Origin of the sequence: Bradyrhizobium sp. 61, assembly GCF_023073075.1 — a bacterium.
Taxonomy (GTDB): Bacteria; Pseudomonadota; Alphaproteobacteria; order Rhizobiales; family Xanthobacteraceae; genus Bradyrhizobium; species Bradyrhizobium barranii.
This window is the reverse complement of record NZ_JADPIU010000044.1, coordinates 151,632-168,838: the sequence shown is the minus strand read 5'-3', so window position 1 is coordinate 168,838 and position 17,207 is coordinate 151,632. Positions and strand designations below refer to the sequence as shown.

The 17,207-nt window shown below is 64.6% G+C and carries 12 protein-coding genes; 7 read left to right on the top strand and 5 right to left on the bottom strand.

The annotated features are described in order from the left end of the window. Window positions 1-153: 153 nt before the first annotated feature. From IVB46_RS13295 to IVB46_RS13280, 4 genes are all read right to left on the bottom strand, one after another. Window positions 154-1,347, bottom strand: coding sequence for an ABC transporter substrate-binding protein (locus IVB46_RS13295; RefSeq protein ID WP_071909074.1), 1,194 nt, complete (start codon window positions 1,345-1,347; stop codon window positions 154-156). A 292-nt stretch (window positions 1,348-1,639) separates the two neighbouring features. After that, window positions 1,640-4,810 carry a multidrug efflux RND transporter permease subunit gene (locus IVB46_RS13290; protein WP_247312923.1) on the bottom strand — a complete coding sequence of 1,057 codons (3,171 nt, stop codon included), beginning with the start codon at window positions 4,808-4,810 and terminating at the stop codon, window positions 1,640-1,642. Continuing rightward, on the bottom strand, window positions 4,807-6,018 hold the full coding sequence (locus tag IVB46_RS13285) for an efflux RND transporter periplasmic adaptor subunit (RefSeq protein WP_063979975.1): 1,212 nt from the start codon (window positions 6,016-6,018) through the stop codon (window positions 4,807-4,809). Before IVB46_RS13285 ends, IVB46_RS13290 begins: the two co-directional genes overlap by 4 nt. A gap of 283 nt (window positions 6,019-6,301) precedes the next feature. Further along, a complete protein-coding gene (locus IVB46_RS13280) occupies window positions 6,302-7,294 on the bottom strand; it encodes an aldo/keto reductase (protein WP_247312926.1) in 993 nt (330 codons plus the stop codon). A gap of 323 nt (window positions 7,295-7,617) precedes the next feature. On the opposite strand from IVB46_RS13280, the gene IVB46_RS13275 reads away from it, so the two are divergent. The 7 genes from IVB46_RS13275 (at window position 7,618) to IVB46_RS13245 (ending at window position 16,371) form a co-directional block, all read left to right on the top strand. Next, window positions 7,618-8,772 (top strand): iron-containing alcohol dehydrogenase, encoded by a 1,155-nt coding sequence (locus IVB46_RS13275; protein WP_247312929.1) that lies wholly within the window; start codon window positions 7,618-7,620, stop codon window positions 8,770-8,772. Window positions 8,773-8,790: 18 nt separating this feature from the next. After that, window positions 8,791-10,341: an AMP-binding protein gene (locus tag IVB46_RS13270; protein WP_071909070.1), complete on the top strand. Its 1,551-nt coding sequence runs from the start codon at window positions 8,791-8,793 to the stop codon at window positions 10,339-10,341. Between the two features lie 374 nt (window positions 10,342-10,715). Then, window positions 10,716-12,314, top strand: a complete 1,599-nt coding sequence (locus IVB46_RS13265) for an ABC transporter substrate-binding protein (protein WP_247312932.1) — start codon at window positions 10,716-10,718, stop codon at window positions 12,312-12,314. A 35-nt stretch (window positions 12,315-12,349) separates the two neighbouring features. Next, entirely contained in the window at window positions 12,350-13,297 is a 948-nt protein-coding gene (locus IVB46_RS13260) for an ABC transporter permease (protein WP_208083589.1), read from the top strand. 190 nt (window positions 13,298-13,487) lie between these two features. After that, on the top strand, window positions 13,488-14,381 hold the full coding sequence (locus IVB46_RS13255; RefSeq protein WP_247312933.1) for an ABC transporter permease: 894 nt from the start codon (window positions 13,488-13,490) through the stop codon (window positions 14,379-14,381). After that, window positions 14,381-15,388 (top strand): ABC transporter ATP-binding protein, encoded by a 1,008-nt coding sequence (locus IVB46_RS13250; RefSeq protein ID WP_247312934.1) that lies wholly within the window; start codon window positions 14,381-14,383, stop codon window positions 15,386-15,388. The genes IVB46_RS13255 and IVB46_RS13250 overlap by 1 nt, the downstream gene beginning before the upstream one ends. Further along, window positions 15,385-16,371, top strand: a complete 987-nt coding sequence (locus tag IVB46_RS13245; protein ID WP_247312935.1) for a dipeptide ABC transporter ATP-binding protein — start codon at window positions 15,385-15,387, stop codon at window positions 16,369-16,371. The genes IVB46_RS13250 and IVB46_RS13245 overlap by 4 nt, the downstream gene beginning before the upstream one ends. Here the strand turns inward: IVB46_RS13245 and IVB46_RS13240 are convergent. Next, window positions 16,343-17,155, bottom strand: coding sequence for a hypothetical protein (locus IVB46_RS13240; RefSeq protein ID WP_247312936.1), 813 nt, complete (start codon window positions 17,153-17,155; stop codon window positions 16,343-16,345). The two genes, IVB46_RS13245 and IVB46_RS13240, sit on opposite strands and share 29 nt — an antisense overlap. Window positions 17,156-17,207 lie beyond the last annotated feature (52 nt).

The window sequence follows — 17,207 nt, the reverse complement described above, 5'->3', positions numbered from 1 at the left end:
CCGCCTACAACAACATCCCGCGCAAATGCCTTGACTTCCGAACCCCCGCAGAGGCCTTCTCACGAGTGTTGCACTTCGAGTGTGAATCCACCTCCCCGCATTCGCGGGGACGACAGCCAGGGTGTGGCGCCAGCGTTGCCCCCTTGCGCCTCGCTACTTCGTCAGCGGGCAGCCGCTGTCCTTGGCGGCGAAGAACGCCTTGTCGCCGGGGACGGTTGCGAGCAGCTTGTAATAGTCCCACGGCTTCTTCGATTCCGACGGCTTCTTGACCTCGAACAGATACATGTCGTGGACCATGCGGCCGTTCTCGAGTACCTTGCCGCCCTGCGCGAAGTCGTCGTCGACCGGCAGCTCCTTCAGCTTCTTGGCGACCGCGTCGGGGTCCTTGGTGCCTGCGGCCTTGACCGCCTTGAGATAGCTCAGCGTCGCCGAATAGGTGCCGGCCTGGATCATGTTCGGCATCCGGCTGGTGCGCTTGAAGAAGCGTTCGCCGAAATGGCGGGTGCGGTCGTTGAGGTCCCAGTAGTAGCCCTCGGTCAGCACCAGGCCTTGCGCGGCCTGCAAGCCGAGACCATTCACCTCGGCGAGCGTCATCAGGAGGCCGGCAAGCTTCTGGCCGCCGGAGACGATACCGAACTCGGCCGCCTGCTTGATCGAGTTGGTGGTGTCGAGGCCGGCATTGGCGAGGCCGACGATCTTCGCCTTCGAGCTCTGCGCCTGGAGCAGGAAGGAGGAGAAGTCCGACGAGTTGAGCGGCACGCGGACCGAGCCGGCCACCTTGCCGCCATTGGCGGTGACGATCTCGCTGGTGTCCTTTTCCAGCGCATAGCCGAAGGCATAGTCGGCAGTGAGGAAGAACCACGTGTCGCCGCCCGCTTTCGTCAGCGCACCGCCGGTGCCGACGCCGAGCGCGCGGGTGTCATAGGCCCAGTGGAAGCCGTAGGGCTGGCAGGCATCGCCGGTGAGGCGCGAGGTCGCGGCGCCGACGACGATGTCGATCTTCTTCTTTTCCTTGGAGAGCTCGTGGATCGCGAGCGCGACCGAGGAGGTCGTCAGCTCCGTGATCATGTCCACGTTCTCGACGTCGTACCAGCGCCGCGCGATCGACGTGGCGAGATCCGGCTTGTTCTGGTGATCGGCGGTGACCATCTCGATCTTCTGGCCAAGCACTTCACCGCCGAAATCCTCGATCGCCATCTTGGCGGCTTCGACCGAGTACTTGCCGCCGTAGTCGGCATAGACGCCGGACTGATCGTTGAGAATGCCGATCTTGACGCCTTGTGCGGAGGCCGGCGCAGCGAGCAACAGAGCAGACGTTGCGACAGCGGCCAAAAGTGCTGATTTCATATGTTGGCTCCCAGCAGTTTTCTGTTTTGAAATCGCGCGGATACTAGTGAAGAACCCCGCGTCTGCCCATCCATTTCGGCGTAGGCCGTTAGTATGGGATTCTGCGCGCCAACCACCGCTGTCGTCCCGGGGCGCGCGTAGCGCGAGCCCGGGACCCATAACCACAGGGAGAGATTTGGCGAAGGCTCGTGGTTACCTGTCTCGCGCCGCAACTTCCCCCTGGGGGTATGGATCCCCGCTTACGCGGGGACGACAGCGAGGGTGTGGATACGCCAGTGGCCACCCGCAACGACTAAGAAGCAGCCACCTCCGGCTTCTTCCCCTCGTTCCGCCCTTCCGCCAGGTTCCGCACCACCACATAGAAGATCGGGGTGAACAGCAGGCCGAACAGGGTGACGCCGATCATGCCGAAGAACACGGCGACGCCGACCGCCTGCCGCATCTCCGAGCCGGAGCCGGACGATATCACCAGCGGCAGCACGCCGAGGATGAAGGCGAAGGAGGTCATCAGGATCGGCCGCAGGCGCAGGCGGCAGGCGTCGATCACCGCCTCCAGCCGCGGCTTGCCTTCTTTCTCGATGTCGCGTGCGAACTCGACGATCAGGATCGCGTTCTTGGCAGCTAACCCCACCAGAACGACGAATCCGATCTGGGTGAGGATGTTGACGTCCTGCCCCATGATGCGCACGCCGATCGTGGCGGCCAACAGGCACATCGGCACGATCAGGATCACCGCGAACGGCAGCGTCCAGCTGCCATATTGCGCGGCGAGCACGAGATAGACGAACAGCACGCAGATCGGGAACACGAGCAGGCCCGCGTTGCCGCCGGTGACCTGCTGGTAGGAGAGATCGGTCCATTCGAAGGTGAAGCCGCTCGGCAAGATGTCGTCCGCGAGCTTCTTGATGGTGTTGAGCGCGGTGGTCGAGCTGGTGCCCGGCGCCGGCTCGCCTTGGAGCTCGGACGCAGCATAGAGATTGTAGCGCGCGACGCGGTCGGGGCCGGAGACGTCCTTGAACTCGACCACGCTGCCCAGCATCACCATGTCGCCGGAGGCGTTACGCGTGCGCAGGCGCGAGAGGTCGCTGGGCTCTTTTCGGAACGGGAAGTCAGCCTGCGCGGTGACGTGATAGGTGCGGCCGAACAGGTTGAAGTCGTTGACATAGGTCGATCCGAAGTAGGTCTGGATCGTGTCGTTGATGCTGGCGATGGGCACGCCGAGCTTCTGCGCCTTGGTGCGGTCGATGTCGACGAAGAGCTGCGGCGTGTTGGCCGAGAACGGGGAGAAAACCGTGGGGCCGAGCAGCAACGGCGATTTGCGCGCCGCGGCGACAAGCTCGTCGGTGGCCGCGGCGAGCAGCTCAGGTCCTCGGCCCTGGCGGTCCTGGACGCGGATGGTGAAGCCGCCGCCGGTGCCGATGCCGGGCACGGCCGGCGGCGGAATCACGATGATGAAGGCGCCCTGGATTGCGGCCAGGCGCTTGCGCAGTTCGACCGTGATGGCGTTCGCAGACAATCCCTTCTTCATCCGCGCCTCGGGCTCGTCGAAAACCGGGAACAGCGCCGCAGCATTGCCCGCCTGCGTGCGGGTGGCGCCCGAGAAGCCGGCGAAGGCGGCGACGCGGACGATGCCGGGCGTGTCCAGCGAGATCCGCTCGATCTCGCGCACGACTTCGGTGGTGCGCGCCAGCGACGCCGCGCCCGGCAATTGCACGGAGATGATGACGTAGCCGCGATCCTGCGCGGGAATGAAGCCCTGCGGCGTGGTCGCGATCAGCCAGCCGGCGCTGCCGATCAGCACGACATAGATCAGGATCATCACCACCGAATGGCGGATCACGAAATTGGCGAGGCCGGCATAACCATGCGAGAGCCGGTCGAACACGCGGTTGAAGACGCCGGTGAACGCATTCCAGCCACGCGCGAGGAGATTCCAGGCGGCAGGCGGTCGCTTCTCTGCGTGCGGCGTGAGGATCATCGAAGCCAGCGCCGGCGACAGCGTCAGCGAGCAGAAGCAGGAGATCGCGGTCGCCACCGCAATGGTGACGGCGAATTGCTGGAAGAACTGCCCGGAGATGCCGCCAATGAATGCGGTCGGCACGAACACGGCGCAGAGCACCAGCGCGATCGAGACCAGCGCGCCGCCGACCTCCTCCATGGTCTTCAGCGCTGCATCGCGCCGACTTAAGCCGTGCTCGAGATGGCGCTCCACATTCTCCACCACCACGATGGCGTCGTCGACCACGATGCCAACGGCGAGCACGAGGCCGAACAAAGTGAGGTTGTTGATGGAGAAGCCGAGCGCCGCCATCACCGCGAAGGTGCCGACCAGTGAGACCGGAATCGCGATGATCGGAATGATCGCCGGCCGCCAGCCCTGCAAGAACACCAGCACCACGATGACCACGAGCAGCATGGCCTCATAGATGGTCTTGATCAGCTCGTGGACGGACTGTGCGATGAACTCGGTCGGGTTGTAGCCGATATTGTAGTCGAGGCCCTTCGGAAAGCTCTCCTTGAGCTTCACCATCGTGTCGGAGATGTTTTTCGCAGTCGCGAGCGCATTCGATCCCGGCCGCTGCGTCACCAGCATGGCAACCGCCGATTTGCGCAGCAGGAAGCTGTTGGTGGAGTAGGCGAGAGCACCGAGCTCGATGCGGGCGACGTCGCGCAGCCGCACCGTGCGGCCGTCGGAGCCGGCCTTGATCAGAATGTCCTCGAACTGCTTCTGGTCCTTGAGGCGCCCGGTGAAAACGAGGTTTGGCTGGAAGGCCCGGTCGGCGATCGGCGGTTCGGCGATCTGGCCGCCCGCGATCTGGACGTTCTGGGCACGGATCGCGGCCAGCACCTCGGTCGAGGTCAGGCCGAGATTGGCGATACGATCAGGGTCGAGCCAGAGCCGCATCGAATAGTCGCGTGCGCCGAAGATCTGGATATCGCCGACGCCGTCGATCCGCAGCAGCTGGTCACGGACCTGGAGCAGCGCGTAATTGGAGATGTAGAGCTGGTCGAACGTATCGTCCGGCGACAGCATGAACACGACCATCAGGATGTCGGGCGAGTTCTTGCGCGTGACGACGCCGTTGCGCTGCACTTCGTCCGGCAGCTGCGGCTGTGCGATCGCGACGCGGTTCTGCACCAGCACCTGCGCCTTGTCGAGGTCGGTCCCGAGCTTGAAGGTGACGGTGATCGTCAATTGCCCGTTCGAGGTCGCCTGGCTGTAGAGATACAGCATGTCCTCGACGCCGTTGATCTGCTGCTCGATCGGAGCTGCGACGGTGTCGGACACGGTCTGCGCCGAGGCGCCCGGATACTGCGTGGTGACAACGACGGTCGGCGGCACCACTTGCGGATATTCGGAGACCGGCAGCGTCGTATAGGCGAGCGCGCCGACGATCAGCAGCACGATCGACAGCACCATCGCCAGGATGGGCTGGTTGATGGAGAGACGGCCAAGGTTCATGACTTGTCACCGGACTTGGCCGGCGCTGGCGCGGGAGACGGAGCGACCTTGGCGCCGACGCGGGCGCGCTGGATGCCGTTGACGATGACGCGGTCCTCCGCCTTCAGCCCCTCGCGGATCACGCGCAGGCCCTCATCGAGCGGACCGAGCACCACGGGTCGCGCCTCGACGGTGTCGTCCGGCTTCACGACGAACACGATCTTGCGGGACTGGTCGGTTGCGACGGCAACGTCGGGAATCAGCAGCGCCTCATAGGGCGCGCTGCCGATCAGGCGGACGCGGCCGAACTGGCCCGGCAGAATCGAGAGATCGGTGTTCTTGATCACGGCGCGGCTGCGCAGCGTGCCGGTGGAAACATCGAGGCGGTTGTCGAGGAAGTTGATGGTGCCCTCATGCGACGGCTTCGTCTCGCCGGCGAGCGTCACCTGCACCGGGTTCGCGGTGTCGCGCGAGCTCGGGCGGCGACCTTCGAACCACAGCTTGCTGTATTTGATGAAGGTCGCCTCATCCATGTCGAAATAGACGTAGATCGGATCGAGTGCGACGATCGAGGTGAGCAGCGTCGAGGTGCCGGTATCGCTGCCCTGCACGAGATTCCCCGGGCTGACGAGATGGCGGCTGACGCGGCCGGTGAGCGGCGCGGTCACATGGGTGAACTCGATATTGAGCCGGGCGGCCTTCAGCGCGCCTGCGGCCTGCGTCTCCGCGGCATGCGCCGCCTGCAAGGCCTGGCGGCGCTGGTCGACGGCCTGCTCGGAGACCGCGCTGGTCTGGACCAGGTTCAGGCCACGGTCGAGCTCGCGCTTGGCAAGCTCCACCTTGGCACGCGCGTCGGACAACTGGCCGTCTGCCTGCTCGGCCACCGCCTCGAACGGGCGCGGGTCGATGACGTAGAGCAGGTCGCCCTGATGCACGATCGCGCCGTCCTGGAACTCGACGGAGTTGACGAAGCCGCCGACGCGGGGGCGCACCTGCACCTCCTCGACCGCCTCGAAGCGGCCGGTGAACTCGTCCCAATCGGTGACGGTGCGCTTGACCGGCTGGGCGACGGTCACCGGCGGGGGCGGTGGGGCGGCGGCCTGCGAGGCCGGTTGTCCGCAACCAGTGAGAGCGAACGTCGCGGCGAGGAGCCCGGCAATTGCGCAAAGTCGAGGTAGGACGAAATCGTGCGTTTTGACAAAATGCTCGTTTCGGTCCGGTCCGCTCATCCCAAGTCCCTCGCACATTTGCCGCAGCAAAAGCAGCGTACTCGCCTACCCGCGGGCGACACAAGATGGGTTTCAATGATGAAATCTTCAAGACGAAAGCACGCGCAACGCTTGGGAGGATGCCCTAGCCGGATGACGGGTTGACAGCGAGACCGCTGGCCCCGGACGTCGCGGTCGGCGGCGCTCTTGCACGACACGGCTGCAGGCGCTCGCCCTGTCGAGTCGTGCCGCCGTCGATCTCGTTTTCATCCTTGAGGAAGGACATCCCCTCGCGGTCAAAGCCCTAGCGGTCGATTGCCGCATCCAGAGCTTCCGACAGGGCTCCGCCCGTAATTTCGATGGCGGCGAAGGCCTGATCGATCTCGCGCCAATCCTTGGCCGTCAGCTCGACGTCAGCCGCCGGCAGATTGTCATCGAGATGATCGAACTTCGTCCCGCCCGGAATCGGTACGATCCACGGCCTCTGCGCAAGCAGCCACGCGAGTGCGATTTGGGCCGGCGTAATGCCCCTGTCTGCCGCCAGACTTTTCAGGAAATCGACCACTTTGAAATTGGCCTCGAGCGCCTCGGGTTTGAAGCGGGGAAAATCCTTGCGCAGGTCGTTCGGATCGTCGAACTTCATATCCTTGGTGATCTTGCCGGTCAGGAAGCCCTGACCGAGCGGTCCCCATGCCACAAGACCGATACCGAGTTCTTCGCAGACCGGAAACTTCGTGCTCTCGGGTTCGCGCATCCACAACGAATAGTGATCCTGGATTGCGGCGACCGGCAGCACCGCATGCGCCTTGCGGATGTTCTGTGGGCTCGCCTCCGACAAGCCGAAGTGCTTTACCTTGCCCTCCGCAACGAGTTCCTTCACCGCGCCGGCCACGTCCTCCATCGGTACCGCCGGATCGACGCGGTGCTGGTACAGGAGGTCGATCCGGTCCGTCCGCAGCCGCTTCAGCGAGGCCTCGACGACCTCGCGGATGTGCCTTGGCCGGCTGTCCAGCCCGAGCATCTCGCCCTTCTCGTTGATCTTGAAGCCGAACTTCGTGCAGATCAGAACCTGATCCCGCACCGGCTCCAACGCTTCGCCAACCAATGTCTCATTGGTGAACGGCCCATAGGCTTCTGCGGTGTCGAACAGCGTCACGCCGCGCTCGACCGCTGCGCGGATCACCGCGATCGCCTCCTTATGGTCGGCTGCAGGGCCGAGACCGAAGCTCAGCCCCATGCAGCCCAGACCGATTGCCGAAACCTCAAGACCGCTCGGGCCAAGCTTGCGCGTTTTCATTGCTGGATGTCCTGCTCAAACAAGTCGACACGCTGCCCGGCAATTGCCCGACGGCTCAAAGCGACGCCGCTTTTTCTCTGATTTCAATCGAAGGGTAGCCCTTTGAGATGCGAGCGATTAGCCGACAGAATGCGCATGAACCTATGCATTTTATTCATGAATTAGGCTTGCGCCCGCTGAACCGCGCGCTTGCTAACGCCTGACCTCGTCACGCTTGTGGGGGTCGGCAATAGGACGGGCAGCGTCTTCGCGCATGACGAATGCCGCCCGCTCGGCTAGATTACCCCCACAAAAACAAGGCGAATTGTCCGGGGAGGACAGGCGTGCACCAGGGACGTGTCGTTTACGGCGCGATCGAGGAGGTCGTGTTCGGCCATCCCGCGGCCGAGGCCGTCGTTGCGCAGATGGACCGGACAGGGACGCGCCGCGCTTTCCTGATGGTCTCGGGCACGCTGAACCGTCAGACCGACGAAATCACGAAGATCAAACAGGCGCTCGGCGCGCGTTGCGCCGGCCTGTTCGACGCTATGCCGGCGCACACGCCGCGCGAGGCGGTGATCGCGGCGACCAATGCGGCGCGCGAAGTGAACGCCGACCTGATCGTCACCGTGGGCGGCGGCTCGATCACCGACGGTGCCAAGGCGGTGCAGCTCTGCCTTGCCAACGGCATCGACGACGTCGACGGGATCGAGCGCATCCGCGTCCACAAGGGCGTCGCGCCCGAGATGACCGCCCCTGACGTGCGGCAGATCAGCGTGCCGACCACGATCGCCGGCGGCGAGTTCAGCGCGATCGCCGGCGTCACCGACCGTGGCACGCATGTGAAGCAGATGCTGCGGCATCCGCTCACGGTGCCGCGTGCGACCATCCTCGATCCCGCCATCACCGTGCACACGCCGGAATGGCTGTTTCTCTCCACCGGCATCCGCGCCGTCGACCATTGCGTCGAGGCGATCTGCTCGCGCGAGACGCACCCTTATGCCGACGCGCAGTCGGTGAAGGGGCTGGCCATGCTCGCCGACGCGCTGCCGCGGGTGAAGGCCGACCCTGCCGATCTCGACGCCCGCATGGATGCGCAGATCGGCACCTGGCTGTCGATGGGCGCGCTCGCCGCCGGCGTGCCGATGGGCGCGAGCCACGGCATCGGCTATGTGCTGGGTGCGGCCTTCGACGTGCCGCACGGCTACACCTCCTGCATCATGCTCCCTGCGGTGATGCGCTGGAATGCGCGCGACAATTCCGAGCGCCAGACGATCGTCGCCGCCGCGATGGGTTTTCCCGGCCACAACGCCGGCGACGTGCTCGACGCCTTCATCCGCTCGCTCGGCATGCCGCGCAGCCTCGCCGACGTCCGCGTCTCGCCTGAGCATTTCGACGCCATCGCCGAACAGGCGATGCGCACCAACTGGATCCCGCGCAACCCGCGCAAGATCGACGGCCCCGCCGACATTCGCGAAATCCTGCTTCTCGCCGCATAATTTCAAGCCGGAGGACTGATGTATCCAGGTCAGCATGCTCGTCTACGCCCGCTCCAGCCCGCCTTCATCATGGCTGCAACCGGCGAGGCCGTCACCTATCGCGAGCTCGATGCGCGCAGCAACCGCCTGGCGCATCTGTTCCGCGAGCACGGCTTGAAGCGGCTCGACCATTATTCGATCTTCATGGAGAACAATTCGCGCTACCTCGAAGCCTGCGGCGCGGGCGAGCGCTCCGGGCTGTACTACACCTGCATCAACTCGTTCCTGACACCGGGCGAGCTCGCCTATCTCCTCGTCAACAGCCAGTCGAAAATCCTGATCACGTCCGTTGCGAAACTCGACATCGCCCGCGAGGCGATCAAGGCCTGTCCGGACATCAAGCTCTGCATCGTCGCCGACGGCCCCGGCGAGAGCGACCGCATCGTCGGCCTCGCCGAGGTGACCGCCGACCTGCCCGAGGCTCCGATCGCCGATGAATGGCTCGGCACCGCCATGCTCTATTCATCCGGCACGACCGGACGGCCGAAAGGCATCCTGCGCCCGCTGCCGGAGGAACCGCCGAAGCACAATCTGCCGCTGTTCGATTTCCTGACAAAGCTTTGGCGCTACCGCGAGGGCATGGTCTATCTCTCGCCTGCCCCCCTCTATCACTCCGCGCCGCAAGCCGCGGTGAACCTCACGATCCGCATGGGCGGCACCGTGATCATCAAGGAGACGTTCGATCCCGAACGTTATCTCCAGCTCGTCCAGCAATGGGGCATCACCCACACCCAGCTGGTGCCGACGATGTTCTCGCGCATGCTGAAGCTGCCGGAGGAGGTGCGCGACCGCTACGACCTGTCGTCGCTGGAGATTGCGATCCACGCCGCAGCGCCCTGCCCGGCATTGGTCAAGGACGACATCATCAAATGGTGGGGGCCGATCATCCACGAATATTACGGCGCGACCGAAGGCCTCGGCTTCACCGCCTGCAACAGCGAGGAATGGCTTAGCCACCGCGGCACCGTCGGCAAGGTGCTGCTCGGCGACCTCCACATTCTCGACGAGAACATGAGGGCGTGCCCGACCGGCACGCCGGGCCAGGTCTGGTTCAAGACGGCATCGTCGTTCGAATATTTCAACGACCCCGAGAAGACCAGGGAGGCGCGCTCGGCCGACGGCAGCATGAGCACGGTCGGCGACGTCGGCTATGTCGACGAGGATCGTTTCCTCTATTTGACCGACCGCGCGACCTTCATGATCATCTCCGGCGGGGTGAACATCTATCCGCAGGAATGCGAGAACCTGCTCATCACCCATCCGAAGGTCGCCGATGCCGCGGTGTTCGGCGTGCCCAATCCCGATCTCGGCGAAGAGGTGAAGGCGGTGGTGCAGCCGATGCCCGGCATCGTGCCGGGCGAGGCGCTGGCCGAAGAACTGATCGCCTTCTGCGGCCAGTCGCTGTCGCGGCAGAAGGTGCCGCGCTCGGTCGATTTCGAGAAGGAACTACCGCGGCTGCCGACGGGCAAGCTGTACAAGCGGCTGCTGCGGGACCGCTATTGGGGGAATAAGACGTCACGGATCGTGTGAGCCCCACTGTCGTCCCGGGGCGCGACGAAGTCGCGCACCCGGGACCCATAACCAACGGCAGGAGTCGTCACGCGAGCAGGTAACTCCGAGTCTTCATCAAACGACTTCCTGTGGTTATGGATCCCGGATCTGCGCTTCGCTTGTCCGGGACGACGGCGGAGTTTGTTGAGGCAGCTGCCCGCAACATCTGCACAGGAACCATCCCTTCGCACCTGCACTCTCACATGAAGAGAGTGTGAACGCCTGCGGCCTTCCGTCATCCGAATTGTCGAGGCGGCGAGCGGCCTTGCCGGTTGCCTCGCTGCACGTGCGTCGCTATCGTCTGACAAACAGGCCGCAAAGGCCCAAAAGACTAATGTCCAGGGAGGATGAGCATGCGGAGCGTGTGGGCGCTCGCCGCAGTGGCGGCGCTATCTGTGCTGACGACCTCGACCACCGCGCTCGCCGGCGGGCCCAAGCAGGGCGGAATCCTGCGGATGTACCACCGCGACAGCCCCGGCAATGCCTCGATCCATGAAGGCGCGACCTATTCGCTCAATGTTCCCTTCATGCCTGTGTTCAACAACCTCGTCATCTACAAGCAGGACGAGGCGCAGAACAGGATGGACAACATCATTCCGGAACTCGCCGAGAGCTGGGCCTGGGTCAACGACAACAAGACGCTCACCTTCAAGCTGCGCCCGGGCGTGAAATGGCATGACGGCAAGCCGTTCACCTCCGCGGACGTCAAATGCACCTTCGACATGCTGATGGGCAAGTCGCAGCAGAAGTTCCGGCAGAATCCGCGCAAGACCTGGTACGAGCAGGTCAATGACGTCTCCACCAACGGCGACCTCGAAGTTTCCTTCAACTTGAAGCGGCCGCAGCCGTCGCTGCTGGCCCTGCTCGCCTCGGGCTACACGCCGGTCTATCCCTGTCACGTCTCGCCCGGCGACATGCGCACGCACCCGATCGGGACCGGCCCGTTCAAATTCGTCGAGTTCAAGGCCAATGAATCGATCAAGCTGACCCGAAATCCCGACTATTGGCGCGAGGGGCGGCCCTATCTCGACGGCATCGAGTTCACCATCATCCCGAACCGTTCGACCGCGATCCTCGCCTTCGTCGCCGGCAAGTTCGACATGGCGTTCCCGACCGAAGTTAGCATTCCGCTGTTGAAGGACGTCAAATCGCAGGCGCCGAACGCGGTCTGCGTGGTCGAGCCCAACAATGTCGCCACCAACATCATCGTCAACTCGTCCGCGCCGCCGTTCGACAATATCGACATCCGCCGCGCCATGGCGCTGACGCTCGACCGCAAGGCCTTCATCTCGATCATGTTCGAGGGCCAGGGCGATGTCGGCGGCACCATGCTGCCGCCGCCGAACGGGCTGTGGGGCATGCCGAAGGAGATGCTCGAGACCATTCCCGGCTATGGCCCCGATGTGAACGCCAACCGCGAGGAAGCCAGGAAGCTGATGCAGAAGGCCGGCTACGGGCCGGACAAGCATCTCGCCGTCAAGGTCTCGACCCGCAACATCCCGGTCTATCGCGATCCCGCGGTGATCCTGATCGACCAGCTCAAGAGCATCTATATCGACGGCGAGCTCGACGTGGTCGAGACCGCGAACTGGTTCCCGAAGATCGCACGCAAGGACTACATGCTCGGGCTCAATCTGACCGGCAACGCCGTCGACGATCCCGACCAGTCGTTCTACGAGAACTATTCCTGCGGCTCCGAGCGCAACTACACCAATTACTGCAACAAGGAGATCGAAAAGCTTTTCGACGTGCAGTCGCAGGAGACCGACGTCAACAAGCGCAAGAAGATGGTGTGGGACATCGACAAGAAGTTGCAGGAGGACGTCGCCCGCCCGATCATCTTCCACGCGCGCACCGGCTCCTGCTGGCAGCCCTATGTCAAGGGCATAACGGTGATGTCGAACAGCTCCTATAATGGGTATCGCTACGAGGACGTCTGGATGGACAAGTAGCGCAGGCGGCTGACGGTTTCGACAGGAGGCGATGCATGTTTGCCTATCTGGTGCGGCGCCTGTTCCTGATGCTCGTGACCCTGTTCGGGATCTCGGTCGTCATCTTCTTCCTGCTGCGCATCGTGCCCGGCAACATCGTCGATATCCTGTTTGCCGCGGCCGGCTACGTCGACCCCGCCGACAAGGCCAATCTGGAGAAGGAGCTCGGCATCGACCAGCCACTGGTCGTGCAGTACTGGCACTGGATCAGCGGCTTTCTGCGCGGCGATTTTGGCTACTCCTATGTTTCCGAGAAGCCCGCGCTTCAGGAGATTTTGCCGCGGATCCCGATCACCGCGCGGCTCGCCGGGCTGGCGCTGTTGTTCTCGGCGTCGATCGGCATTCCGCTCGGCGTCATCAGCGCGGTGAAGCAGGGCACACGGCTCGATTACGCATTGCGCGTCGTCAGCCTCAGCGGCTTGTCGCTGCCCTCGTTCTGGCTCGGCCTGCTGATCCTCACGGCGTCGGTGGCGATGTTCAACCAGATGCCGATCTTCAATCCGAATCCGCAGACCTGGCTCGAGGCGTTCGCGACCTACGCCGTGCCGGCGGCCGCCGTCGGCTTCCGCAGCGCGGCGCTGACCATGCGCATCACGCGATCCTCGATGCTCGAGGTGCTGCGGCAGGACTATATCCGCACCGCGCGCGCCAAGGGCGCCTCCGACGCCGCCGTCAACTATAAGCATGCGCTGAAGAACGCGATCCTGCCCGTCATCACCGTGATCGGCATCGAGGCCGCGTTCCTGATCGGCGGCCTGATCGTGACCGAGACCGTGTTCAACATCCCCGGCGTCGCACGCTTCCTGGTCGAAGCGATCCGCTGGCGCGACTATCCGATCGTGCAAAACCTCGTGATGCTGATCGCGGTCGTGGTGGTGAGCGCGAACTTCATCGTCGACATGCTCTACGCGGTGTTCGATCCGCGCATCCGGTATACGGATTAGCCACATGATTTTTGTTCACGCCGCGAGCGCACTCTCCTTCACCTCTCCCCGCTTGCGGGGAGAGGTCGGATTGCGCAGCAATCCGGGTGAGGGGGAGTCTCCGCGAGTCCAACTCTCACCTCCTCCGCGGAGAGCCCCCCTCACCCCGACCCTCTCCCCGCAAGCAGGGAGAGGGGGAAGATAGAGATCCATGGCCGCAATCGACTATGACGTTGAACTGAGGCGGGCCGGCGCGTATGCGACCGGTGGCTGGCGACGCGTGCTGTATTTGGCGCAGCGTCACGTGCTGGGCGCGGCCGGGCTGATCATCATGACGCTGTTCGTGCTCACGGCGATCTTTGCCGACTTCATCGCGCGCTACGATCCCCTGACCATCGACGCCGCTCGCGCGCTGGCGCGCCCGAGCCTGGCGCATTGGATGGGCACGGATTCCTTCGGCCGCGACGTGTTCAGCCGCATCATCCACGGCGCGCGTATCTCGCTCGCGGTCGGCATCGGCTCGACGGCACTTGGCGGCACGATCGGCGTCATCGTTGGCCTGACCTCCGGCTATCTCTCCGGCTGGGTCGATCTGGTGTTCCAGCGTGTCTCCGACATTCTTCAAGCGCTTCCACTGCTGGTCCTGGCGTTGATCATGACCGCCGCGCTCGGTCCGTCCCTGCCGAACGTCATCATCGCCATCGCTATTCCGCTGATCCCGACGGTGTCGCGCGTCATTCGCGCCAACACGCTGGCGTTGCGCGAACTGCCCTTTATCGAAGCCGCCAAGTCGATCGGCATGAGCGAGGTGCGGATCGCGCTGCGCCACGTGCTGCCGAACACGCTGGCGCCGCTGATCGTGCTCGCGACCGCGCAGCTCGGCTCGACCATCCTCACCGAAGCCTCGCTGTCCTTCCTCGGCCTCGGCATTCCCGAGCCTTATCCGTCATGGGGCCGCATGCTGTCGGAGTCCGCGGCCGAATATGTCCGCACCGCGCCGTGGCTCGTGATCTTCCCGGGTATCGCGATCAGCCTCGCGGTATTCGGAGCCAACTTGTTCGGCGACGCCTTGCGCGACATCCTCGATCCGAGGCAGCGCGGCTGATGAAAGAGGCAACCGATCTCGTGCTCGAAGTGAAGAACCTGAAAACGGTGTTCTTCACCAATTCCGGCCTGTTCAAAGCCGTCGACGACGTCTCCTTCACCGTGAGGCGCAGCGAGACGCTGGCGATCGTCGGCGAATCCGGCTGCGGCAAGAGCGTCACCGCGCTGTCCCTGATGCGGCTGATGCCCGATCCGCCCGGCCGTATCGTCGGCGGGTCGGTCTCGCTCGAAGGCACCGAACTGCTGGCGCTGGATGAAGCCGAGATGCGCGCCGTCAGGGGCAATCGCATCTCCATGATCTTCCAGGAGCCGATGACTTCGCTCAATCCGGTAATGCGGATCGGTGACCAGATCGTCGAGGCGGTGCGGCTGCACCGGGCGATGCCGGCCAGAGAAGCGCGCGACATCGCGGTCGAGATGCTGCGGCTGGTGCGCATCCCCGAGCCGGCGCGGCGCGCGCGGGAATATCCCCATCAGCTTTCCGGCGGCATGCGCCAGCGCGCGATGATCGCGATGGCGCTCGCCTGCAGGCCGGCGCTGCTGATCGCGGACGAGCCGACCACCGCGCTCGACGTCACCATCCAGGCGCAGATCCTGGCGCTGATCCTCGATCTTCAGAAGGAGCTCGGCACCGGGCTCGTGCTGATCACGCATGATCTCGGCGTCGTCGCGCAGACCGCGCAGCGGGTGATCGTGATGTATGCGGGGAAGAAGGTGGAGGAGGCAACGGTGGAAGCGCTGTTCGCGGCGCCAAAGCATCCCTATACGCGCGGGCTGATGGCCTCGATCCCCGCTGTGCCGGCGTCCGGCATGCCGGCGCAGGCTCGACTGAACGAAATTCCCGGCACGGTGCCGTCGCTGGTGCGGTTGCCGAAAGGCTGCGCCTTCGCGCCACGCTGCAAGCTCGCGATCAAACGCTGCGAGGCCGAATATCCGCCGCTGGCGGACTGGGGCGGCGGCCATCTCGCGGCGTGCTGGCGCGCGGCCGAAGTGGCGGAGGTGGCATGACCGAGGCGCTGCTCGAAGTCACCGATCTCAAGAAGCACTATCCGGTGCGCGCCGGCGTGTTGCGGCGGCAGGTCGGCACCGTGCATGCGGTCGACGGCGTCTCGTTCACGGTTCATACCGGCGAGACGCTCGGCCTGGTCGGCGAATCCGGCTGCGGCAAGTCGACGGTGGCGCGCAGCGTGCTGCGGCTGGTCGAGCCGACTTCGGGTCAGATCCGCCTTGATGGCGAGGACATCACCCGTCTCTCCAAAGCCGCGCTGCGGCCGCATCGCCGCTCGATGCAGATCGTGTTCCAGGACCCGTTCGCTTCGCTCAATCCGCGTATGACCGCCGGCGACATCGTCGGCGAGCCGCTCGCCGTGCATGGGCTCGCAAGCGGCAAGGAGCTGGAAGCGCGCACCGCAAAACTGTTCGAGCAGGTGGGCCTGCGGCCCGATCAGATGCGCAACTTCCCGCATCAATTCTCCGGCGGCCAGCGCCAGCGCATCTGCATCGCACGCGCGCTGGCGCTGGGGCCGCGCCTGATCGTCTGCGACGAACCGGTCTCCGCGCTCGACGTTTCAATCCAGGCGCAGGTCATCAATCTCCTGATCGACCTGCAGAAGCAACACGGCTTCTCCTATCTCTTCATCGCGCATGACCTCGCCGTGGTCGCCCATATCAGCCATCGCGTCGCGGTGATGTATCTCGGCCGCATCGTCGAGATCGCCGACAAGGACGAGCTGTTCCGCAATCCGCGCCATCCCTACACGCAGGCCCTGCTCGCGTCAGTGCCGGTTGCGAACCCGTTTGCCAAGAAGCTCGCGCCGCTGGTCGACGGCGACGTGCCGAGCCCGGTCAATCCGCCCTCCGGCTGCGCGTTTCACACCCGCTGCCGGTTTGCGATCGAGCGATGCAAGACGGAGCGGCCGGCGCTGGTGGATGCCGGCGACGGGCATCAGGTGGCGTGTCTGCTCAACGAGGGGACGGGGCGCGGGCAGTAGGCCGCAACGCCCGGATCACCGGCCACGCCGCCAGCGCGGCGGCCAGATGCTTGAGCGTGTGGCCCGAGACAATGTGGCCTGTCGCTTCAAATATGGTCACGTCACCCAGCTCGAAAAGCTTGGCCAGCGCGTAAAAGAAGATCACGCCGCCCAGAGGCACGCCAAGCGCACCGGGCCGGGGCCGTGTCAACACCAGTCCCACGGCCAACGCCATGCCGCCGAACTGCACGACCACCCATGGCGTGAGATTCTCGCGTGCCACCCAGGCCGCGAGCAGGCCCGCAACCGTCACCAGCACCACCACCGCCTGACCGGCACGCACGCTGATGCGCTCGCTGGCCGCGATGCCCAGAAAGCCCGCGAACGCCACCGCCATACCGAGACGATCGGCCACCAGCCGCTGCGGCGCGTCGGGATCCAGATGATAGATGCACGATCCTATGCAAGTGAGGATCAGACCCACGAAGAGGCAACCTGCACCCGCGGGCGCATCAGGGTGGGCACGCAGGCGCAGCAAGCCCCAAGCGCCCATCGCCAGGAAGGCAAGATTGCTCAGCACGTCGCCGGCGTTGGGCACGCCCAGCCAGGTGCGAGTGTCGACGAAATGCGGGATGTGCCAGGCGGAGGCGGGCAACGCCGGCGCGAGGAGCGCCACCAGCGTCAGGACGAAGAGCGCGCCAATCAGATATTTTTCGCGGACTTGCGGCGCGGCGAACGAGAGCCGGCGGGACACTGACGGCAGCAAGGCATCGGTCTCTCGGGCGTGGTGATTTGCGCGCAACATGCAGGCCTCCACATGATTTGACATCGCTCAATATTAGTAGCCTTAAATTGAA